At 42.2% G+C, this 19,715-nt stretch carries 11 protein-coding genes; 9 read left to right on the forward strand and 2 right to left on the reverse strand.

Going from position 1 to position 19,715, the window contains the following annotated elements:
- The first annotated feature begins 55 nt into the window (after nt 1–55).
- The 9 genes from FRX45_RS07415 to FRX45_RS07455 all read left to right on the forward strand — a co-directional run bounded on the left by FRX45_RS07415 (nt 56) and on the right by FRX45_RS07455 (nt 18,944).
- Nucleotides 56–1,540 (forward strand): RagB/SusD family nutrient uptake outer membrane protein, encoded by a 1,485-nt coding sequence (locus FRX45_RS07415; protein WP_152267770.1) that lies wholly within the window; start codon nt 56–58, stop codon nt 1,538–1,540.
- Between the two features lie 102 nt (nt 1,541–1,642).
- Complete coding sequence (locus FRX45_RS07420) at nt 1,643–3,073, forward strand: glycoside hydrolase family 30 protein (RefSeq protein WP_152267771.1); 1,431 nt, start codon at nt 1,643–1,645, stop codon at nt 3,071–3,073.
- Nucleotides 3,074–3,484: 411 nt separating this feature from the next.
- Nucleotides 3,485–6,502: a SusC/RagA family TonB-linked outer membrane protein gene (locus tag FRX45_RS07425; RefSeq protein ID WP_152267772.1), complete on the forward strand. Its 3,018-nt coding sequence runs from the start codon at nt 3,485–3,487 to the stop codon at nt 6,500–6,502.
- A 20-nt stretch (nt 6,503–6,522) separates the two neighbouring features.
- Nucleotides 6,523–8,094, forward strand: a complete 1,572-nt coding sequence (locus FRX45_RS07430) for a SusD/RagB family nutrient-binding outer membrane lipoprotein (RefSeq protein ID WP_152267773.1) — start codon at nt 6,523–6,525, stop codon at nt 8,092–8,094.
- Nucleotides 8,095–8,316: 222 nt separating this feature from the next.
- A complete protein-coding gene (locus tag FRX45_RS07435) occupies nt 8,317–11,433 on the forward strand; it encodes a SusC/RagA family TonB-linked outer membrane protein (RefSeq protein ID WP_152267774.1) in 3,117 nt (1,038 codons plus the stop codon).
- Nucleotides 11,434–11,458: 25 nt separating this feature from the next.
- Nucleotides 11,459–13,036 carry a SusD/RagB family nutrient-binding outer membrane lipoprotein gene (locus FRX45_RS07440; protein WP_193311616.1) on the forward strand — a complete coding sequence of 526 codons (1,578 nt, stop codon included), beginning with the start codon at nt 11,459–11,461 and terminating at the stop codon, nt 13,034–13,036.
- Between the two features lie 88 nt (nt 13,037–13,124).
- Nucleotides 13,125–16,442: a VCBS repeat-containing protein gene (locus tag FRX45_RS07445; RefSeq protein ID WP_226805078.1), complete on the forward strand. Its 3,318-nt coding sequence runs from the start codon at nt 13,125–13,127 to the stop codon at nt 16,440–16,442.
- 129 nt (nt 16,443–16,571) lie between these two features.
- Complete coding sequence (locus FRX45_RS07450; RefSeq protein ID WP_152267775.1) at nt 16,572–17,012, forward strand: MarR family winged helix-turn-helix transcriptional regulator; 441 nt, start codon at nt 16,572–16,574, stop codon at nt 17,010–17,012.
- Between the two features lie 96 nt (nt 17,013–17,108).
- Nucleotides 17,109–18,944 (forward strand): acyl-CoA dehydrogenase family protein, encoded by a 1,836-nt coding sequence (locus FRX45_RS07455; RefSeq protein ID WP_152267776.1) that lies wholly within the window; start codon nt 17,109–17,111, stop codon nt 18,942–18,944.
- 342 nt (nt 18,945–19,286) lie between these two features.
- Here FRX45_RS07455 and FRX45_RS07460 read toward each other — a convergent pair whose 3' ends face one another.
- Both FRX45_RS07460 and FRX45_RS23225 read right to left on the reverse strand, forming a co-directional pair.
- Nucleotides 19,287–19,586 carry a restriction endonuclease gene (locus tag FRX45_RS07460; protein WP_152267777.1) on the reverse strand — a complete coding sequence of 100 codons (300 nt, stop codon included), beginning with the start codon at nt 19,584–19,586 and terminating at the stop codon, nt 19,287–19,289.
- The gene (locus tag FRX45_RS23225; protein ID WP_193311617.1) at nt 19,573–19,713 is read right to left on the reverse strand and encodes a hypothetical protein; all 141 of its coding nucleotides are present in this window, start codon (nt 19,711–19,713) and stop codon (nt 19,573–19,575) included. Before FRX45_RS23225 ends, FRX45_RS07460 begins: the two co-directional genes overlap by 14 nt.
- Between the last annotated feature and the right edge of the window lie 2 nt (nt 19,714–19,715).

Consider the following 19,715-nt stretch of genomic DNA (forward strand, 5'->3'; position numbering starts at 1 on the left):
CGCAATCCTATTCTTTAATAATAATTGTTCGCAACAATTATTTAAAAAAATAAAGATGAAAAAAAAATTATTAAACTTTAGCTGCATAATGGTGATAATGGCTCTGTTCGTTACCGGTTGCAGCAAAATACTTGACAAAAAACCTATTGGAGAAATTGATGCCTCTACGATAGATGATCCAAATTCCGGTGGAAGCATTACCGCTGCAGAGGCCGAACAGTTATTAAGCGGGGCATACAATGATATGTACTGGGACGGCGAAGAATACTGGGCTTTTGACCGTACGACCAATGGCGATGCAATGGCTGATAACGCATATGCAGGTAGTGATAATCCTGCCAATCATGCCATTGATCTGTTTACAACCAATTCGTTAAATGGCAATGTAGAAAGGAACTGGAGCAGGTTATATACTTCTATTGGCAAACTGAACGAAACCATTGATAAAGTATCAAAAGCTACCGATGCGGCTTTACCTCCGGAAAGACGAAACCAGATCCTGGGCGAAGCGAGGGCTTTAAGAGCTATTAATTATTTTGAGCTGGTTCGCTTGTGGGGAGATGTGCCTTTGATACTGCAACCTATCGTTACTACCAACACAAAAACCATCTTTGAATCGGTTGCTATACCCCGAGCACCTGTGGCTGTTGTATATGACAGTATTATTGTTGACCTGGAGTATGCCCTTACCAACGTGCGCAACGTTAACGAAGTACCATTGAAACAAATTATAAGCAAAGGTATAGTTAATACCATGCTCGCTAAAGTGTATGCTACCATTGAACCCCACGACTGGGATAAAGTAAATCAGTATTGTGATGCTGTAATAGCAGATGGGTATACCTTACTGCCTGATTATGATTTTTTATTTGACGGGCAGCATAAAAATTCTTCAGAGTCTATCTGGGAGATCACCTATGAAGGCTGGGGAAGCGGAACCTATGGTTTATGGATTAAAGACATGTATATCGGTGGCGGCTGGCCGAAATTCAATACGCCTTCACACGACCTGGTAAGGGCTTTTGAAGCAGAAGGGGATGATGTGCGGTTCAACAGTTCAATACAGTGGGTTGATTATTCGGGGCAATGGGTTGATCCTTATTGGCCGATGAATAACCTTCCATTGATCAATAAAGTACGTGGCGGAGATATAAGTAATTTTATTATTTACCGTTTTGCCGATATACTTTTGTTAAAGGCAGAGGCATTAACCGAACTTAACCAGTTGGATGATGTTTCCGGCGCACAGTTTTATTTGAATAAGATCCGGAACAGGGCAGGTTTAGCTAATACTACTGCCACCACGCAGGCAGATCTGCGGCTGGCTATTGAAAAAGAGCGCCAGTTAGAACTGGCATTTGAAGGTTACCGTTGGTTCGATCTGCAGCGTACCGGCCGAACACTTGCCGTAATGCAAAACGCTAAAAAAGCAAATAATGAACCGTTGAATTATCCTATACAACAGTTCCGGCTTTTGTACCCGGTTCCGCAAAATGAAATAGACCGTAACCCGAGGCTTACGCAAAACCCGGGCTACTGACCTGCAAGGTCTGCGGCAAGGTCCCGTGCCTGGCAGACCTGACAGGTTTTAATGGTAAATATTTGCCCAATTTAAACGACTATCTTTATTAAAAGATAAAATATGGCCAAACTGTTTCTGCATTGTATGCTGCTATTAATAATGGCTTCGGGCTGTAAAACAAATCCTGGTGAGCAAAACAGAAGCAATAAGGATACGATAAAAAACGAAGTAACCGTGTGGCTTACAGACCCGGATGCCGGTATACTTTTTAAAGAACAGCCAGCACCTTTGGTATTTGCAGATGCCATATCGGATACAAATGCTGTTATTGATGTGGATGATGCGCAAACCTTTCAAAATGTTGACGGCTTCGGGTATACCTTAACGGGAGGAAGCGCCATGCACCTCCATAATATGGATGCCGCAGGCCGGGCTGCCATACTAAAAGAATTATTTGCAACGGATGGCAACAATATAGGGGTTAGCTACCTGCGCGTAAGCATTGGCGCCTCCGATCTGGATGCCAATGTGTTTTCGTACGATGATTTGCCTGCAGGCCAAACAGACGAGCAGATGGAAAAATTCAGTATAGCGCCCCACAGGGAACATCTCATTCCGGTATTAAAAGAAATATTGACAATTAATCCTGCTATTAAAATATTAGGTTCACCCTGGTCGCCACCAGCATGGATGAAAACCAACAATAATTCAAAAGGCGGCAGTTTACAGGCCAAATATTACGATGCCTATGCCTGGTATTTTGTAAAATATGTTCTGGCCATGAAGGCGGAAGGTATAACCATTGATGCCATTACTGTTCAAAACGAACCGCTGCACCCCGGCAATAACCCCAGTTTACTGATGGAGGCAGAAGACCAGGCTGTTTTTATAAAACAAAGTCTTGGCCCGGCATTTAAAGCGGCCGGTATCAATACTAAAATTATAGTGTACGACCACAATGCAGACAGGCCCGATTACCCGGTTACTATTTATAAGGACGCAGATGCAGCCCAATATGTGGATGGCGCCGCCTTTCATTTGTATGGAGGCAATATTGATACTTTAGCGCAGTTGCACAATGCCTACCCGGATAAGCATCTTTACTTTACGGAGCAGTGGATAGGAGCACCCGGTAATTTAAAAACTGATCTGAACTGGCACATTAAAAATATAATTATAGGGTCCATGCGCAATTGGTGCAGGGTGGCGCTGGAGTGGAACCTTGCTGCCGATACCAAACTCGAACCTCACACGCCCGGCGGCTGTACCCAGTGTTTGGGGGCGCTTACCATAGAGGGTAATACGGTAACGCGTAATCCTGCTTATTATATTATTGCACAGGCATCCAAATTTGTTCGTCCCGGGGCTGTTCGCATCGCTTCTAATAATCTTAATGCATTGCCTAATGTGGCTTTTAAAAATACAGATGGGAAAATGGTACTGATTGTATTAAATGAAGCAGGTTCCACTCAAGAATTCGATATAAAATATAAGGGCCGGCAGTTTACTGCGGTTCTGAATCCGGGTGCGGCAGGCACCTATATTTGGTAAGTACGCCTGGGTTAACAAATCTTTTGTATATTATTTTACGAAAGTGAAACTTATATTATGTTTCTTATTATATTTAGTAAATTTTCATATTTACATTAAACCAAAACTGCCATGTGTACACAAGTTGAAGCTTCTTTTAACGTGTATCATTTTTTTCCCACCTCACTTTTTTTATTCAGGCCCTCGCAATAACTGGTAACGTTATTAATTTAGCTTGACATCTGAAGTTACGGCCATCGCTCTAAAGTGTAAGAGATTCCCACAGGCCACTCACCAGGGAAACTGATCCTAAAGCATACTATATACGGCTTAATAGTTTTATATAAGGCTAAATAAGCAAACGACTAATAACTTCTTTTTTATTAGAATGTGTAATTCAGGTCTTTATTAACTAAAACTAAATTGATTCTTATGACCAGATTTAAATTACTGCTGCTATTCATGTTAATAGCAAATGCTGTGTTAGCACAAAACCGCCAATTAAGCGGGGTTGTAACTGATGCTGGCAACCAGGGTATACCCTCCGCCACCGTAAAAGTTAAGGGTATTAACGCTCAAACGCTAACCGATATTGATGGGAGATTCACCCTATCAGTACCATCGGGAAGAGTTGTTTTAGAAATTTCTTCAATTGGTTTTGAAAAAACAGAAGTTACTGTGGAAGCAAACAACAACAATGTATCTGTTACAATGGCTGGTTCTTCTACAGCTATGAATGAAGTTGTTGTAACTGCATTGGGTATCAGACGAGACAAAAAAGCGCTAACCTATGCTTCACAAACCGTCGGTGGTGATGAACTCAGAAAAGCGTCAAACATCAATTTTATGGATGCTTTGAGTGGAAAGGCGGCCGGGATAAACATTGCCACAAGTGCTTCGGGGGCAGGTGGTTCTACAAAGGCTGTATTAAGAGGCAACAGATCACTTGTTGGTCTCAGCGAACCATTGTATGTTATTGATGGTATTCCCATGGTAAACAATAAAGGAGGACAGCCCGGCTCATACGGCGGTAATGATCAGGGTGACGGACTTTCTTCGATAAACCCCGAAGACATCGAAAGCATGACGGTTCTCAGAGGCGCGAATGCATCCATATTGTATGGGAGTCAGGGCGCTAATGGCGTGGTTATCATCACTACAAAAAAAGGAAAAGCAGGGCAAGTGAGTGTTAATTTCAGTTCCAGCACCGTTTTTGATCAGGTAACCAGCCTACCTGATTTTCAATATGTATATGGCGCAGACAACGGATCGGACTACAACTGGTCGTCTACTAAAGGCAATTACCAAAGTGGCTATATCGAAGACTTTTTCCGAACCGGAGTTAACGCAACAAATTCAATTTCGATAGCTGGTGGAAATGACAAAACAACGGCGTATTTCTCCTATGCAAATACATATGCTACAGGGGTTGTGCCAACGAATACATACAATAGAAATAATATCACTTTCAATCAATCGACCCGGTTATTGAATGATAAATTAACGATCAGTTCAAATGTGATGTTGGCAAGCGAATTGTCGCGCAACAGGCCTGGTGCAGGATATTATAACAATCCGCTCACCGGTTTATACCTGTTTGCCCGTGAAAGAAATTTTGATCAGTATAAGGAGAATTACCAGATATTTGACAGCACCAGGAATTTGTACAGGATGAACTGGTATTCTACCGAGGAAAAACAAAACAATCCTTTTTGGGAGCTCAATAACAATTCTAAATTGGCCAAAACAAATCGTATAATCGCAAGTGCCAAAGCAACGTATGAGCTTACAGAGCACCTCAGATTGGAAGCCAGAGGAAATATAGATTATGCCAACAGACTTTTTGATAACCGGTGGGCCGCTGCAGGAAATTCAGTAAGTGTTAGTCCAAACGGAACCTGGTCGTATTCAAAATATACAGACCAGTCGCTTTATACAGACGGAATTTTAAACTATAATAACACCCTTGGTCCAATAAGTGTTTCGGCAATTTTAGGTGCCAGTTATCAGAGAAATACCTTTAACGATGGTATGAACGTTGGTAATGGAACAACTGCTTTACAGTATCCCAATTTCTTCTCATTTTCTAACTTCCCATTCAATGTGATGTTTAACAAAACAGGCAGCACCGTCATTAAGCAGGGGTTGTTCGGCAACGCGACTCTGGGGTTTAAAGAGATGGTGTATCTAGATCTGGCTGGCCGTAATGACTGGGCTTCTACCCTGGCATTGACGGGCAATCAATCTTATTTTTATCCTTCTGTGGGTCTTTCCGTTATTGTCAGCGAAATGTTTGCCATGCCAACCGCAATCTCTTTCTTAAAACTTAGAGCTTCGCGCACTACTACTGCCAATGAAGTGCCTTTTAACGTGGTTTCTCCTAACAATACGATAGGCGGTGCCGGCACCCCTGATGGAATAGGAGGCATTAACAGAAATACGCAGGTGCCTTTTACCACTTTGAAACCAGAAAAGATCAAAAGCGACGAGTATGGAGCTGAAATGAGATTTTTTAATGGTAGGCTGGGATTTGACTTTACATACTATAATAGTGTAAGCACTAACCAGTTCCTCAGTTTGGCTGCTCCATCCGGCTCTGGCTTTACAAGATATTATGTAAATGCCGGCAAGATTACCAATAAAGGTTTTGAATTAACTGTGAATGCTGATGTAGTTAGCAATTCCAATCTCCAATGGAGAACATCAGTCAACTTGTCGCAAAACAAGAATGAGATTGTTGAACTGATAGCCTCAAATCCTGACTACCAGGTAGGAGGTGATGATGAAGGGTTTGCTTCCATTATTAAAGCAGGTGGTTCTTTCAATGATGTGTGGATATTTAAATTTAACAGGAATGATGCGGGAGAAATCATTCTTGACGATCAGGGTAAACCCACAAAAGCGGCCAACATGGTAAAAGTTGGTAATGTAAACCCCGATTTTCTTTTAGGATGGAACAATTCCCTGAATTATAGAAACCTCTTCCTCAATGTACTTGTTAATGGTAAGTTTGGAGGAGTTGCATTTTCAAAAACAGAAGCATTCCTTGATGCCTACGGCGCAAGCCAGAGAACTGCAGATGCCAGGGACGCGGGTACTATTCCGATTCTTGCAATACAGGGATCGTCTAAAGTAAGTTCTATTGATCCTAAAGTGTATTATGATGCGGTTGGTGACAGAAACAGGATCATGGAACCTTATGTTTTCTCCAGAACAAACGTGAGGTTAGCTCAATTGGTTCTTGGTTATAATGTACCCATCAGAAACAGCAACGGCGTAGTTAAAGATGCTTCCGTTTCTTTGATTGGAAGAAATTTATTTTTCTTCTACAAAAAGGCCCCCTATGATCCCGAGCAAGCGATGAGCACTGGCAATTCCATGCAGTCGAACGACGTTTTCAGTGTTCCGCCAACAAGGTCATACGGAATCAACTTTAGACTTACTTTCTAATATTTTTTAAAATCATTAGTATGAAAAAAATAATTAGCGCAATACTGATACTGAGCATCTTCGGATCCTGTACCAAGAATTTTGAACGCATCAATACAGATCCGAATCAGATATCTGATGAGTTGCTCAAGCAGGACTTTAACCTGGTAGGCTCGCCGTTTTCAGGTTTGTTATTTAATCTTTTCGGGCACCAGATTGAAGAAGACCTTTGCCACGATTCCTGGATGGGGCATTTGCAAACTCCTACCCCTTTTGTGGGTAACGTAAACAACACCACCTATTATGTACGTTGGAATGTTTACTGGGACCGCGTATACGGTAGTGTAATGTCTCCCGCAAAACAAGTCATCCAGTTGGCAGAAGATAACAACCTGCCACTTTTTGCAACGTGGGCAAAGTTGATAAGAATTCTTTCGGTATCTAAACTAACAGCCTATCACGGTCCGGTTATCTATTCCAACTACGGGACCACCGAAAGTTCAATTCTCTACGACAAAGAATCAGATTTGTACAACCAGTTTTTTACTGAGTTAGATGCCATACAGGCGGAGTTTGCAGCAAACACGGGCTATAAAGGTTTTGCGAAATTCGATCCATCTTATAAAGGGGAGATTACCGCGTGGATGAAGCTTGTGAATTCCCTGAGGCTGCGATTAGCCATCCGTATTTCAAAAGTAGCTCCGGACGTGGCTAAAACGCAGGGAGAAAAGGCAATGAGCGATCCGGCGGGATTGATAGAAGCCAATGCTGACAACTTTAATGTTGCATTGTTGGGCCAAAAGATCCCTTTTGCAGTTATTTGCTTCGAGTGGGATGATACAAGAATGGGTGCAGTAATGGAGTCTTTCCTGGGTGGTTTAAAGGACAAGAGAGTAGAAAAATTTTTCTCTGTGGCCGATAACCCCACTCATTACGCCGATCATCCAAGTTTTCCGTATAAAGGCATACGCAATGGCGCTTATGTAGCTGCTAAAATCGACAGAGTTCCATTCTCAAGGATATCTACGGATTTCCAAACGGTGCAGAAAAGGAGGGCCTTTACCGCGGCCGAAGTAAGTTTTCTCAAGGCTGAAGCGGCACTCAGGAATTGGGCGGGCGCCGGTGACGCAAAAGAAAACTACGAAAATGGCGTAAAACTATCCTTCGCAGATTGGGGTGCAAGCGGTGTTGACGCTTACCTGGCAGATAACACCAGTAAGCCGTGGAATTATGTTGATCCATTGGATGCGAGGAATAATTTTACATCTCTCTCCACGGTAACCGTTGCCTGGAACGACGCGGATAACAACGAAGTGAAATTAGAAAAGATCATTACTCAGAAATGGATCAACAATTACACCAATTCATTGGAAGCCTGGGTAGATTTCAGGAGGACCGGCTATCCTAAAATTCCGCATGTTGCTAAAAACGACAGCAGCCCGGATTGGGGAGTTATTCCAGCAGATCAATGGATTAAGAGGATGCCTTTTGTTAATTCCGAAAGAACCGGTAACGCCGAGGGTGTTGCCGACGCCGTATCTAAAATGGGGCCCGGCGCGAAAGATGATATCGCTACCCGTTTGTGGTGGGATACCGGCGGACCGAACTTTTAATATTATTATTGTTCAATAATAAAATACCCCTTTGCAATTATTTGCAGAGGGGTTTTTTATTGTGTGATATTACTATAATAACCGCTTCCTTATGGAAGTTTTAGCCATTATTTGTAGGCAACCGTTTGCGTTATATTTTGGATAAGTGAAACTACGTATTTGGATTTTTAGTAAATTTAACAAAGATTTCATAATTCATCTTACTCCAAAATTGCATAGCTTATGAGCAAGTTAAAATTTCTTTTAACGTGTTTCTTCTCTTTGTTTACACTCCTTCTTTTTGCACAAAACAGAACGATTACAGGAAAGGTCACCCATTCCGGTGATCAGGCTAATGTAATTGGCGCTACCATTACCGTTAAAGGAACTTCGCAGGCAACTACAACGTCAACGGATGGCAGCTTTTCGCTTTCAGTACCTTCCGGAGCGGTTACTTTAGTTATTACTTCTGTCGGCTTCCTGCCTAAAGAAGTAGCAGTAGCAGCAAACGCAACCAGTGTATCGGTTGAATTATCTGAAGATTCGCAACAATTGAGTGAAGTGGTGGTAACGGCATTGGGTATTACCCGTGAAGCGAAGACGCTTGTTTATGCTACTCAAACCGTTAAACCCTCAACGCTTACAGAAGTAAGGGATGCCAACAATGTGCTCAATTCTTTCCAGGGTAAAATTGCCAATGCAACTATATCCCAGGGATCTGGTGGGCCGGGCAGCGGCGCAAGAATTGTACTGAGAGGAAATCGTTCCCTGCAAGGCAATAACAATGCATTAATTGTGGTAGATGGTGTACCTATTACCAATGGTACAAATGGCGCCGCAGGAAGTGATTTTGGAAGTGTGCAGGGGTCTGATGGCGCGTCCAATATTAATCCTGATGATATTGAATCTGTAACCGTATTGCGTGGCGCTTCTGCGGCTGCTTTATATGGAAGTGCAGCGGGCAATGGGGTGATCGTTATTACAACCAAAAAAGGGAAAGAAGGTAAAATAGCGGTAACGGTAAACTCTGGTGCAGTGTTTGAGCAGGCTACATCACTTCCCAAAGTTCAAAATGAGTATGGGCAGGCAAGAGCAGGTTCCGGCGGTGCATTGGAAGTGGATTTAGGAGATAGCTGGGGACTTAAAATGACCGGACAAGATTATACCAATCATTTAGGCGAACAGGCAACCTACGATGCCCAACCTAATAATATTAAAAATTTCTTCAGGACAGGTACCAGTTTAAATAACTCAATCGGTGTAACTGGTGGTTCTGAGAAAATGCAAACTTATTTGTCGTATACCAATAACAGCATTCAGGGTATAATACCTAAGAATGATTTGCTCCGTCATACAGTAAATCTTCGTTTAACCAATCAAATAGGTAAGCGATTTTCTACGGATGCTAAAGTCACGTATATAGCACAATCCATTCACAACAGGCCCCGGACGGGAGAGGAAAATGCGCCTACTATTGACATTTACCAGATACCCCGTAATGTAAGTACTGCAGAAGCCGAACAATATGAAATGACCAACAATGTCGGGATAGCTGAACCAACCCCATGGCCGGCGACATTGGAAGCTATATATCAAAATCCGTACTGGATGATTAACAATACAGCCATCAACGAAGTAAGAGACAGGATAATGGGATTTATTACCGCTAAATATAAAATTACGGATTGGTTAAGTTTACAAGGCAGGGCAAATTTAGACCGCATATTCGATCGCGGTGAGTCGCAATATGCAACGGGAACGAAACTTTGGGCTGGCAAAGTAGGCGGATATTACGGACAGCGAAAAATTACAACAACCCAAAAATGGTTTGATGTAATGTTGGAAGGGAATAACGAGATTACCAAAGATTTGAAAATAGAATATCGGGTGGGTGCTATTTACCAGGACGGACAATATAATGAGGTTAATAATACAGCCGATGGTTTGAATGTGACCAACAAATTTAGTCTCAATTATGCTACAAGCCCCGCAATTTCATCAAGTTCGTCAGAAACACAAACGCAATCTGTTTTCGGACAATTAAACTTTTCTTTTAAAGATGCGATTTTTTTAGATGCGAGTTTGCGAAACGATTGGGCCTCTCCGTTACCAAGTCCCTATTCTTTTAGTTATCCGTCTATAGGTGCTTCGGTAATTCTTTCTGACTTAATGCAATTGCCTTCGGCGATATCATTTTTAAAGGCAAGTGCAAATTATGCATCTGTAGGCAATGGAGGCAGATCCCAGATACGGTTAAGCACCTATAGCTATTCACAAGGTGCAGGTAACGGTTTTTTAACACGCAGTTCAACACTGCCCATTCCGGGGTTAAAGCCGGAAATTGTAAAAAACCTCGAGTTTGGAATAGAAGCGCGATTTATCAATAACCGCATTGGTTTTACCGCTACTTATTATAAAAGTAATTCTACTAACCAGTTATTGCAGGTGGATCTTCCTGTTGCCACGGGATATGCTAACCAGTACATTAATGCAGGTGATATCCAGAATTCAGGGTTTGAATTTGTAGTTACCGGAGCCCCAATTAAAACAAAGAACTTTAGTTGGGATGTTGTATTTAACCTGGGAATGAATACCAATAAAATCAAAAAACTTGACGAAAATGTTAAAATATTCTACCTGGGTGGTGGCTATGGGCGGTCTGCCACTCCTATTGCAGAAGAAGGCGGGCATTACGGGGATATGATATCCTACTTGTGGGAAAGGAATGCCAAAGGTCAATTTGTAGTTAAGGCTGATGGAACTCCTTCTATAACTGCAGACAGGGGATCAATAGGAAACTTCAATCCTAAAGCAACGATTGGATTCAGTAATTCCTTTGAGTATAAAAGGTTTTCTTTAAGACTGTTACTTGACGGACGTGCAGGCGGTGTGATGGTGTCGGGTACCGAAATGAACCTTGCATTTAGCGGCATACCTGAAGTTACGGGCCGGTACCGCGAAGGAGGGTTGAACCTGGGTGGCGTTGATGCATCCGGTCAACCTGTTAATCAAGCTATTACATCTCAGCAATTTTGGCAAATAGCTTCCGGAAAACGTTATGGCAATGGAGAGTTTTTTGCCTATGACGCAACGAACTTCAGAATTAGAGAACTTTCCATAGGATATGACATTCCCGTAGGCTCAGCCTTCTTTATTAAGAATGCACGGATATCCGCAGTAGCACGTAATGTGGCATGGTTGTACAGAGGCAAATCGAAGTTAGATATACCCGGTTTAGGAAAGCGCACCATGTGGTTTGACCCCGACATGAGCTTAGGTAATGGAAATTTCCAGGGTGTTGAATATGGTACTTTACCTGCTACCCGAACAGTAGGTTTTGATCTAAAACTTACATTCTAAAACCTGAATATTAAAACATTTAAATATGAAACGATTTAAAAATTTAGCGGGGAAAATGCAGGTGGTCGGCATATCAGTTTTATTATTAGTAGCTTTTTCCTGCACAAAAAAATATGAGGAAATCAACACTGACCAAAACAGTGTTGCTATTATCGGTCCTGCCGAACTTCCTTTCCTTTTTTCCAAAGCGCAGTCAATTGGTACAAATAGCCAATGGAATTACCAGGTGGCTCAAAATCTTTTCTCTGATCAATATGCCCAGTATTTTGCCTGCACAGCCACCTATTTCCCGTCAGACCGTTTATTCATACGTCAGGACTGGGTAGGTGCTGCTTTCAGACCTATGTACACAGATGTGATGCCACAATTGCAAAGTATTTTTGAAAACACCGATCCCGGCTCCGCTGAATATGCATTGGCAAATATTTGGTGGGTATATGTGTTTCACAAGGTTACTGATTACTGGGGACCTATTCCTTATTTTAATGCAGGACTGCCAGGTAATTCAGTTCCTTATGATAGCCAGGATAAAATTTACGATGACTTTTTGAAACGTTTAGCAGATGCAGTAAATGTTTTAAAAAGCAAAACAGGAGAAACTCCTTACGGTTCTTACGATTTGGTATATGGGGGCAATGTAGCGAAGTGGATAAAATTTGCAAGTACGCTTCGTTTACGCCTGGCAATGAGAATCTCAAAAGTGGATCCTCCAAGGGCTAAAACAGAAGCAGAAGCCGCAGTAGCGGATGGTGTTCTGACTACCAGCCCGGATGATGATGCGCTAATTGCACGATCAACCAAAGGTGATGATGGCAATGGATTATCTATAATGTCCGACTGGAACGAATTTCGCATGAGCGCTTCTATGGAATCGGTATTAAAGGGTTACAACGATCCAAGAATGCCTGTTTATTTTTCACCTGCAAAAAATACAGGTACGTACGAAGGATTAAGAAATGGATTAACGGCTGCTCAGTTAGAAGTAAACGCGAACAAACCAGATAACAATTCTCATGTGGGTAAAAGGTGGTCTTCTCCCGCCTTCGGAGGAGACGGTACTCACCTTGAAACGCCACAAAATATAATGCCAACCGCTGAGGCCTATTTTTTACGGGCCGAAGGCGCTTTGATGGGCTGGAATATGAATGGAACTGCAAAAGAACTATATGAAGCAGGCATTGCTAACTCACTTAAGCAGTGGGGAGTTACGGACAATACAGTTATTACTGCATATACCAACAGTACGGCAACTCCGGTTGCTCCAAATGATTTTTTGAACTCCCCTGCAATGACAAATATTCCAGTTAAGTTTGGAACAGATCCTGATGTGCAAAAAGAACAGATTGCTACTCAAAAATGGCTGGCATTGTTCCCCGATGGGATGGAAGGTTGGGCGGATTATAGAAGGAGCCATGTACTAAAGCTTTACCCTGTAGCCAATTCAGAAAATCCTGATATAACCAATACAACAACCCAATGGATAAGAAGAATTACCTTTTTGGATTCTGAGAAAGAGACCAATGGAGAAGAGGTAGAGAAAGCTGTGGGACTGCTTGGCGGTGAAGATAAAGTTACCACGCCGCTATGGTGGGATAAGAACTAATTCAAAATTTGTATTTTTTAGAAGATTCCACCAGACAACTGGTGGAATCTTTTTATATTTCATGTACAAATTATTTTAACATGTAAGTATGATTAAACACAGTATAAATATCTTTTTTATTTTGCTGCTCATCAATTCTTTGTCTTGCACAGATAAAAACGAAAAGCACCTGTTTACCCGGCTTGATCATACCGGTACAGGAATAGAATTTCAAAATACTTTGTTTGACAATGAGCACCTGAACGTGCTCAATTATGTTTATTACTACAATGGCGGAGGTGTTGCTGTCGGCGACATCAATAATGATGGATTACAGGATATTTTATTTACCGGTAACATGGTAAAGAACAGACTATACCTGAATAAAGGCAATTTTAAATTTGAAAACATAACGGATAAAAGTGGTATCGCCGCTAAACAGGGCTGGTGTACAGGAGCAACCATGACAGATATTAATGGCGATGGCAACCTGGATATTTATATCTGCAGATCGGCCGATGCAGGTACTTCCATGAGAAGAAACCTGCTCTTCATTAATAATGGCGACCTCACTTTTTCCGAAGCGGCTGAAGCCTATGGACTGGCCAATGATGGTTATTCAACCCAATCCAGTTTTTTCGACTATGATAAAGACGGCGATCTTGATATGTTTCTCATCAACCATTCTTTGCAGCAATACACTACAGGCGCGGTTGAAAACCCCGGCTGGCGTAAACAAAGCAAACCCGCATTTGAGTGTAAGCTTTATCGCAATGAGGGCAATACATCAGGTCAGCAACATCCTGTATATACTGACGTAACTACGGAGGCGGGCATAACTTCCAATGTGCTGAGCTTTGGTTTGGGTCTTGCAGTTTCCGATATCAATGATGACGGCTGGCCCGATGTATATGTTTCCAACGATTTTAATGAACCCGACTACCTGTTTATTAATAACGGAAATGGAACCTTTACCGATAAACTGTCCGATTGTATGGATGAAGTTTCATTGTACTCAATGGGCTCCGATGCAGCAGATTACAATAATGACGGACTTATTGACCTGGTTACAATGGATATGCTGCCCGAAGATAACCGCACCCAGAAAATGCACAGCGGAGCGGAAAATTTTGACAAATTTCAAATGCTTTTTAAACTGGGCTTTTATTACCAGTACAGCCGCAATATGCTGCACAGAAATAATGGCGATGGTACCTTTAGTGAAATAGGCCAGTTAGCTGGTATTTCCAATACAGACTGGAGCTGGGCTGCATTGCTTTCTGATTTTGACAATGACGGTAACAAAGACCTGCTGGCTACTACAGGCTATGTGAAAGACTATACCGATATGGATTTTATAAAATATTCGGTTGACCTCGCCGTGAAACAACGCGGCGGACAAAGGGTAGACGCGGTAAAGGAGTATATAAATAAAATGCCTGTTAATCACCTAACCAGTACTGTGTTTAAAAATAACGGTAATAGCTCTTTTATAAAAAGCAATGCGGAATGGGGCTTTGATCACAAAACTGTGGCCGCAGGCGCCGCTTATGCCGACCTTGACAACGATGGTAATCTGGATATCATAATCAATAATACCAATGATTACGCCGGTATATATAAAAACAATGGCTCATCAACTGAACCTAATCATTATTTAAAAATAGATTTAAAAGGGAATGCTGAAAACCCAACCGGTATAGGCACAAAAGTAAAGCTCTTTTGCAAAGGGCAGGTTTTTTATCAGGAGCAGGTTCCTGTAAGGGGCTACCAGTCTTCTGTTGATCAGGTATTGAATTTCGGCATTGGTAAACACACACAAATTGATTCAATAAAAGTGATTTGGCCGAATGATCAGTTCCAGGTACTGCAGAATATTCCTGCTAACCAGTCGCTGAAAGTGGATATTAAGGATGCAGGGCAGAAATGGCAATACGGCAACGTAACAACTACACCTTACCTGGCAGAAAAAAGTACATTTAATTATACACATAAGGAAAATAATTTCAACGACTTTACCGTGCAATCTTTATTACCGAATTATTTATCCCGGCAGGGCCCCTGTATGGCTAAAGCCGATGTAAACAAAGACGGCCGTGAGGACCTGTTTATTGGCGGCGCCAAAGGGAAACCTGGTCAATTGTTTATACAAACCGCCGGTGGAACTTTTACGCTGTCAAAGCAGCCTGATCTTATAAAGGATTCTTTAGCTGAGGATGTTTCCGCTGTTTTCTTTGATGCTAACGGCGATGGGTATCCTGATTTGTATGCTGGAAGCGGTGGGTATGAATTTGCTGAAAAAGATATTTTGCTGCAGGACAGGTTGTATATTAATAATGGTAAAGGAAGCTTTGTAAAAACTGACAATGCGTTACCTCAAATGATAACCAGCACAGGTTGTGTAAAAGCTGCGGATATTGAGGGAGATGGCGATATGGACCTGTTTGTGGGGGGAAGAGTAGTCCCCGGTAAATATCCAATGGCTCCGGAAAGCTATATACTGTTAAATGATGGAAGGGGAAATTTTACAGATGCAGCATCAATCATTGCTCCTTCTGTTAAAAATATCGGGATGGTAACGGATGCACTTTGGACCGATCTGAATAAAGACGGGAAGCCCGATCTTATTATTGTGGGTGAATGGATGCCTGTAAAAGTGTTCATTAATACAAATGGGAAATTAGAAGATGCTTCAGCAAAATATATACATTTTGCTTCTTCGGGATGGTGGAACAAAATACTGGCTGATGATTTTGACGGCGATGGAGATGCGGATATTATAATCGGCAACCTGGGTTCCAATGCCCAATTCAGGGCCAGCGAAAAAGAACCGCTTAGCATTTATTACAAAGATTTTGATGGCAATGGTTCTGTTGATCCAATTTTTTGCTATTATATCAATGGTATTTCTTATCCTGCCGCTTCACGTGATGACCTCGTTGAACAACTTCCTGTATTAAAAAAGAAGTTTAATGATTACAGCAGCTATGCCAATGCCACGATAAAAGAGGTCTTTTCGGGGGAACAGCTAAAAGATGCGGGAGTACTCAACGTTGAAATATTGTCTACCGTTTATTTGCAAAACAATGGTGATTCCGGTTTTGTAATGAAATCCTTACCACAGGAAGTGCAATATGCTCCGGTTTATGCCATGGCGTCTGCAGACTTTAATGCCGACAGGAAAAAGGATATTATTCTTGCCGGCAACAATGCATGGACAAGGATTAAGTTTGGCCGGTACAGGGCCAATCATGGTATTATGCTGATGGGAGATGGAAAAGGAGGGTTCGACTATGCACCACAGTATAAAAGCGGCTTAAAACTGCGCGGCGATGCACGTTCTATGGAGTTTATACATGTGGGAAGTAAAGACCTGCTGACGGTGGGTATGAATAATGCGCCTATTGTTTCGTACAGCTTTGATTAAATTGATTCCTCCAATTTCGAGCGCTCTTTTTCCGTTACCGGGGTTGTTATCACAGGTTTAAAACTTAGAAAATAAGTTTTGAATTAGCCGGATATTATATAGCTTTGAATTAGTTGCATAACTAACTATATGTCCGACAACCAATTTAAAAGAGGCGAATTATACAGTTTTATAACAGGAGTAGCTTCCACGGCTATAGCAAGGCGGCTGCAGAAAAATTTTAAGCAGCATGGCATTGATATTACGATTGAACAATGGAGCGTTCTATATCATTTATGGAAGCAGGATGGACTGAGCCAGCAGGAATTATGCAATGCCACTTTCAAGGATAAGCCCAGCATTACCCGGTTGGTAGATAACTTGGAAAAGCTGAAATTGGTAAAACGGGTTGCTTCTGTAGAAGACAGGAGAATAAACATGATCTATTTAAGTGGAGCAGCGGCTACACTCAGGGATCAAACTATGGAAATGGCGAATCAAACGCTCAATGAGGCATTAGGTGGCGTTAGCACGGAAGAGATTGAAATGTGCAAATCGGTTTTGCAAAGGGTATATGATAACCTGAAATAATAATTCGGACAGGAATGAAGTTTTTCATATTATTTCATTCCATAGTTGCGTTTTAAGTGAGACTTAATTATTGCTTAACATAAAAAAAATAATTGTATGAATACCGGAGCACCAGCCACAACCATCCTAAAAGGAGGCGAATGGATCATCAGGGAAAGTAAACCGGAAGACATTTTTACTCCTGAAGATTTTAACGAAGAGCAAAAGATGATCATGGAAATGTGCACCACTTTTGTTGGTAATGAAGTACTTCCCATTATTGAGCGTATTGATAAACAGGAACCGGGATTAATGCCTTCATTGCTCGATAAGGCGGGCGAGCAGGGATTGCTGGGTGTATCCATACCCGAAGAATATGGTGGATTAGGAAAAGATTTTGTTACCTCCACACTCGTAAATGAAGGATTGGGAAGTGGCTTTTCCTTTTCCGTAGCCATAGCTGCACATACAGGTATCGGCACTTTGCCTATATTATATTTTGGAACGCCCCAACAAAAAGAAAAATACATACCCAGGTTAACCACCGGAGAATGGAAGGGCTCTTACGGGCTCACGGAACCCAACAGCGGCAGCGATGCGCTGAGTGCCAAAACTTCTGCAAAACTCAGCAGTGATGGTAAACATTATTTATTGAACGGGCAAAAATGCTGGATCACCAATGGAGGCTTTGCCGATGTGTATACCGTATTTGCAAAAGTTGTTGGTGATGACCTGCCTGCCCTGCCTACCGGACAGGCAGACGGCAAAACGGGGTTCACTGCATTTATAGTAGACCGTGGTATAGAAGGATTTACCCAGGGACCGGAAGAACATAAAATGGGCATTAAAGGCTCCTCTACTGTTCAGCTCTATTTCCAGGATGCCAAAGTTCCGGTTGAAAACGTATTGGGTGAAATCGGCAAGGGGCATATTATCGCTTTTAATATTCTTAATATCGGGCGTTTAAAATTATGCGCCGCGGCACTGGGCGGAGCAAAAGGAGCAGCCACTACTGCTATTCAATATGCCAATACCCGCGAGCAGTTTAAACAGCCTATAGCCCAGTTTGGCGCTATGAAACATAAAATGGCCGAAATGGCCACACGCATATGGGTAGCCGAAAGTGCTTTGTACAGAACGGCAAAATGGATTGACGATAAGGAACAGGAATTGGTGCAGGAAGGAAAACCTTTCAGCGAAGCCCTGCTGGCAGGCGCAGAGGAATATGCCATAGAATGCGCGATGCTCAAGGTGTTTGGCAGTGAAGTGCTGGATTTTGTAGTGGACGAAGGCGTTCAGATACATGGCGGTAACGGGTTCAGCGCTGAATATATTATTTCACGCGCTTACCGCGACAGCCGGATCAACCGAATTTTTGAAGGCACAAATGAAATTAACCGTTTACTCACGGTGGATATGGTATTGAAGCGGGCAATGAAAGGAAGGCTGGATTTAATGGGCCCCGCTACAGCCGTACAAAAGGAGCTGATGAGCATCCCTGATTTTGGTAGTGGTGATGATGGCGCTTTTGCAAAAGAACTGAAGCTGATCTCCAGCATGAAAAAAGCGATTTTGATGGTAGCCGGCGCCGCCGTGCAAAAGCTGATGATGAAAATTGAAAGTGAACAGGAGATACTGATGCATATTGCTGATATGGCGATTAACGTTTTTCATGCCGAGAGCGCATTGTTAAGAGCCATCAAAATAACGGATCAGCAGGGTGAGCCGGCTGCTGCCCTATATCTCGATATGGCTCGTACCTATTTGTACGATACTGCCGACCGGGTAAATAAAAGCGGCCGCGATGCCATAAATGCATTTGCCGGGGGAGATGAGCAACGTATGATGCTGCTGGGTGTAAAACGTTTCACCAAAGCAGAGCCTTTCAACAGCAAAGACGCGAGAAGACGTATAGCAGATAAGCTGATAAGCGATAACAGGTATTCATTCTGAATGCTGAGCCTCAAAGTGTACTAAATTACTATGACTGCACTTCTGTCTCCGCATCACTGTGGTGATTTCTGTTACTTTTTTTGCGGAAAAAAAGTAATCCAAAAAGCCGCCGGAAAACCCAGCCTGCCGGCTGGCAGGGGATACCCCTCGTTTTCCGGATGGAGCCCTGATTGAGTTTTTATGCTACTGGTGCTGCATGACCGCAACAACTGCACTATGCTTTTCTTACATAATTACTTCAGCTTCATTCCGCTGCTGCTTTCTTATTGCGTAAAGCATTATAATCCGCAGCCGGTATCCGGTGCAGGAAGGTAGACGCTGATGGTTTTTTAATAAGAACGGCTAATCTTCTTCAAAATAGTCCGAATCGACTCTTTTGATTTCATAGGTATTTTGAATGGAAACGCCAAGATTATAATCTATCATAAACTGGGAAAGTTTAGCACCATCTATCAAAACAATCTTAGTTTCATTTTTTGGCGCATACAATTCTGCTTCCTTAGTGAAAGAAGAAGTTGTGATAAATATACCTTTCTTGGCGCCTTGTCCTGCCAGGGCGCCAACAAACTTGTGTAGTTCGGGACGCCCTACAACGCCTTCCCATCTTTTAGCCTGAACATAAATGACATTATCCGGATTCAATTAATTCTTCAGGTGTTTCCTTTATATTTTCTTCTGCTTCATCATTGGAGCCAGAGAGTGGACTTTCTTCCTTTTTTCTGTACCGAAACCCGTTTATTTTTTCCTCATAATCAGGAAATAAACTCATTA

Source organism: Agriterribacter humi (genome assembly GCF_009192765.1).
GTDB lineage: Bacteria > Bacteroidota > Bacteroidia > Chitinophagales > Chitinophagaceae > Agriterribacter > Agriterribacter humi.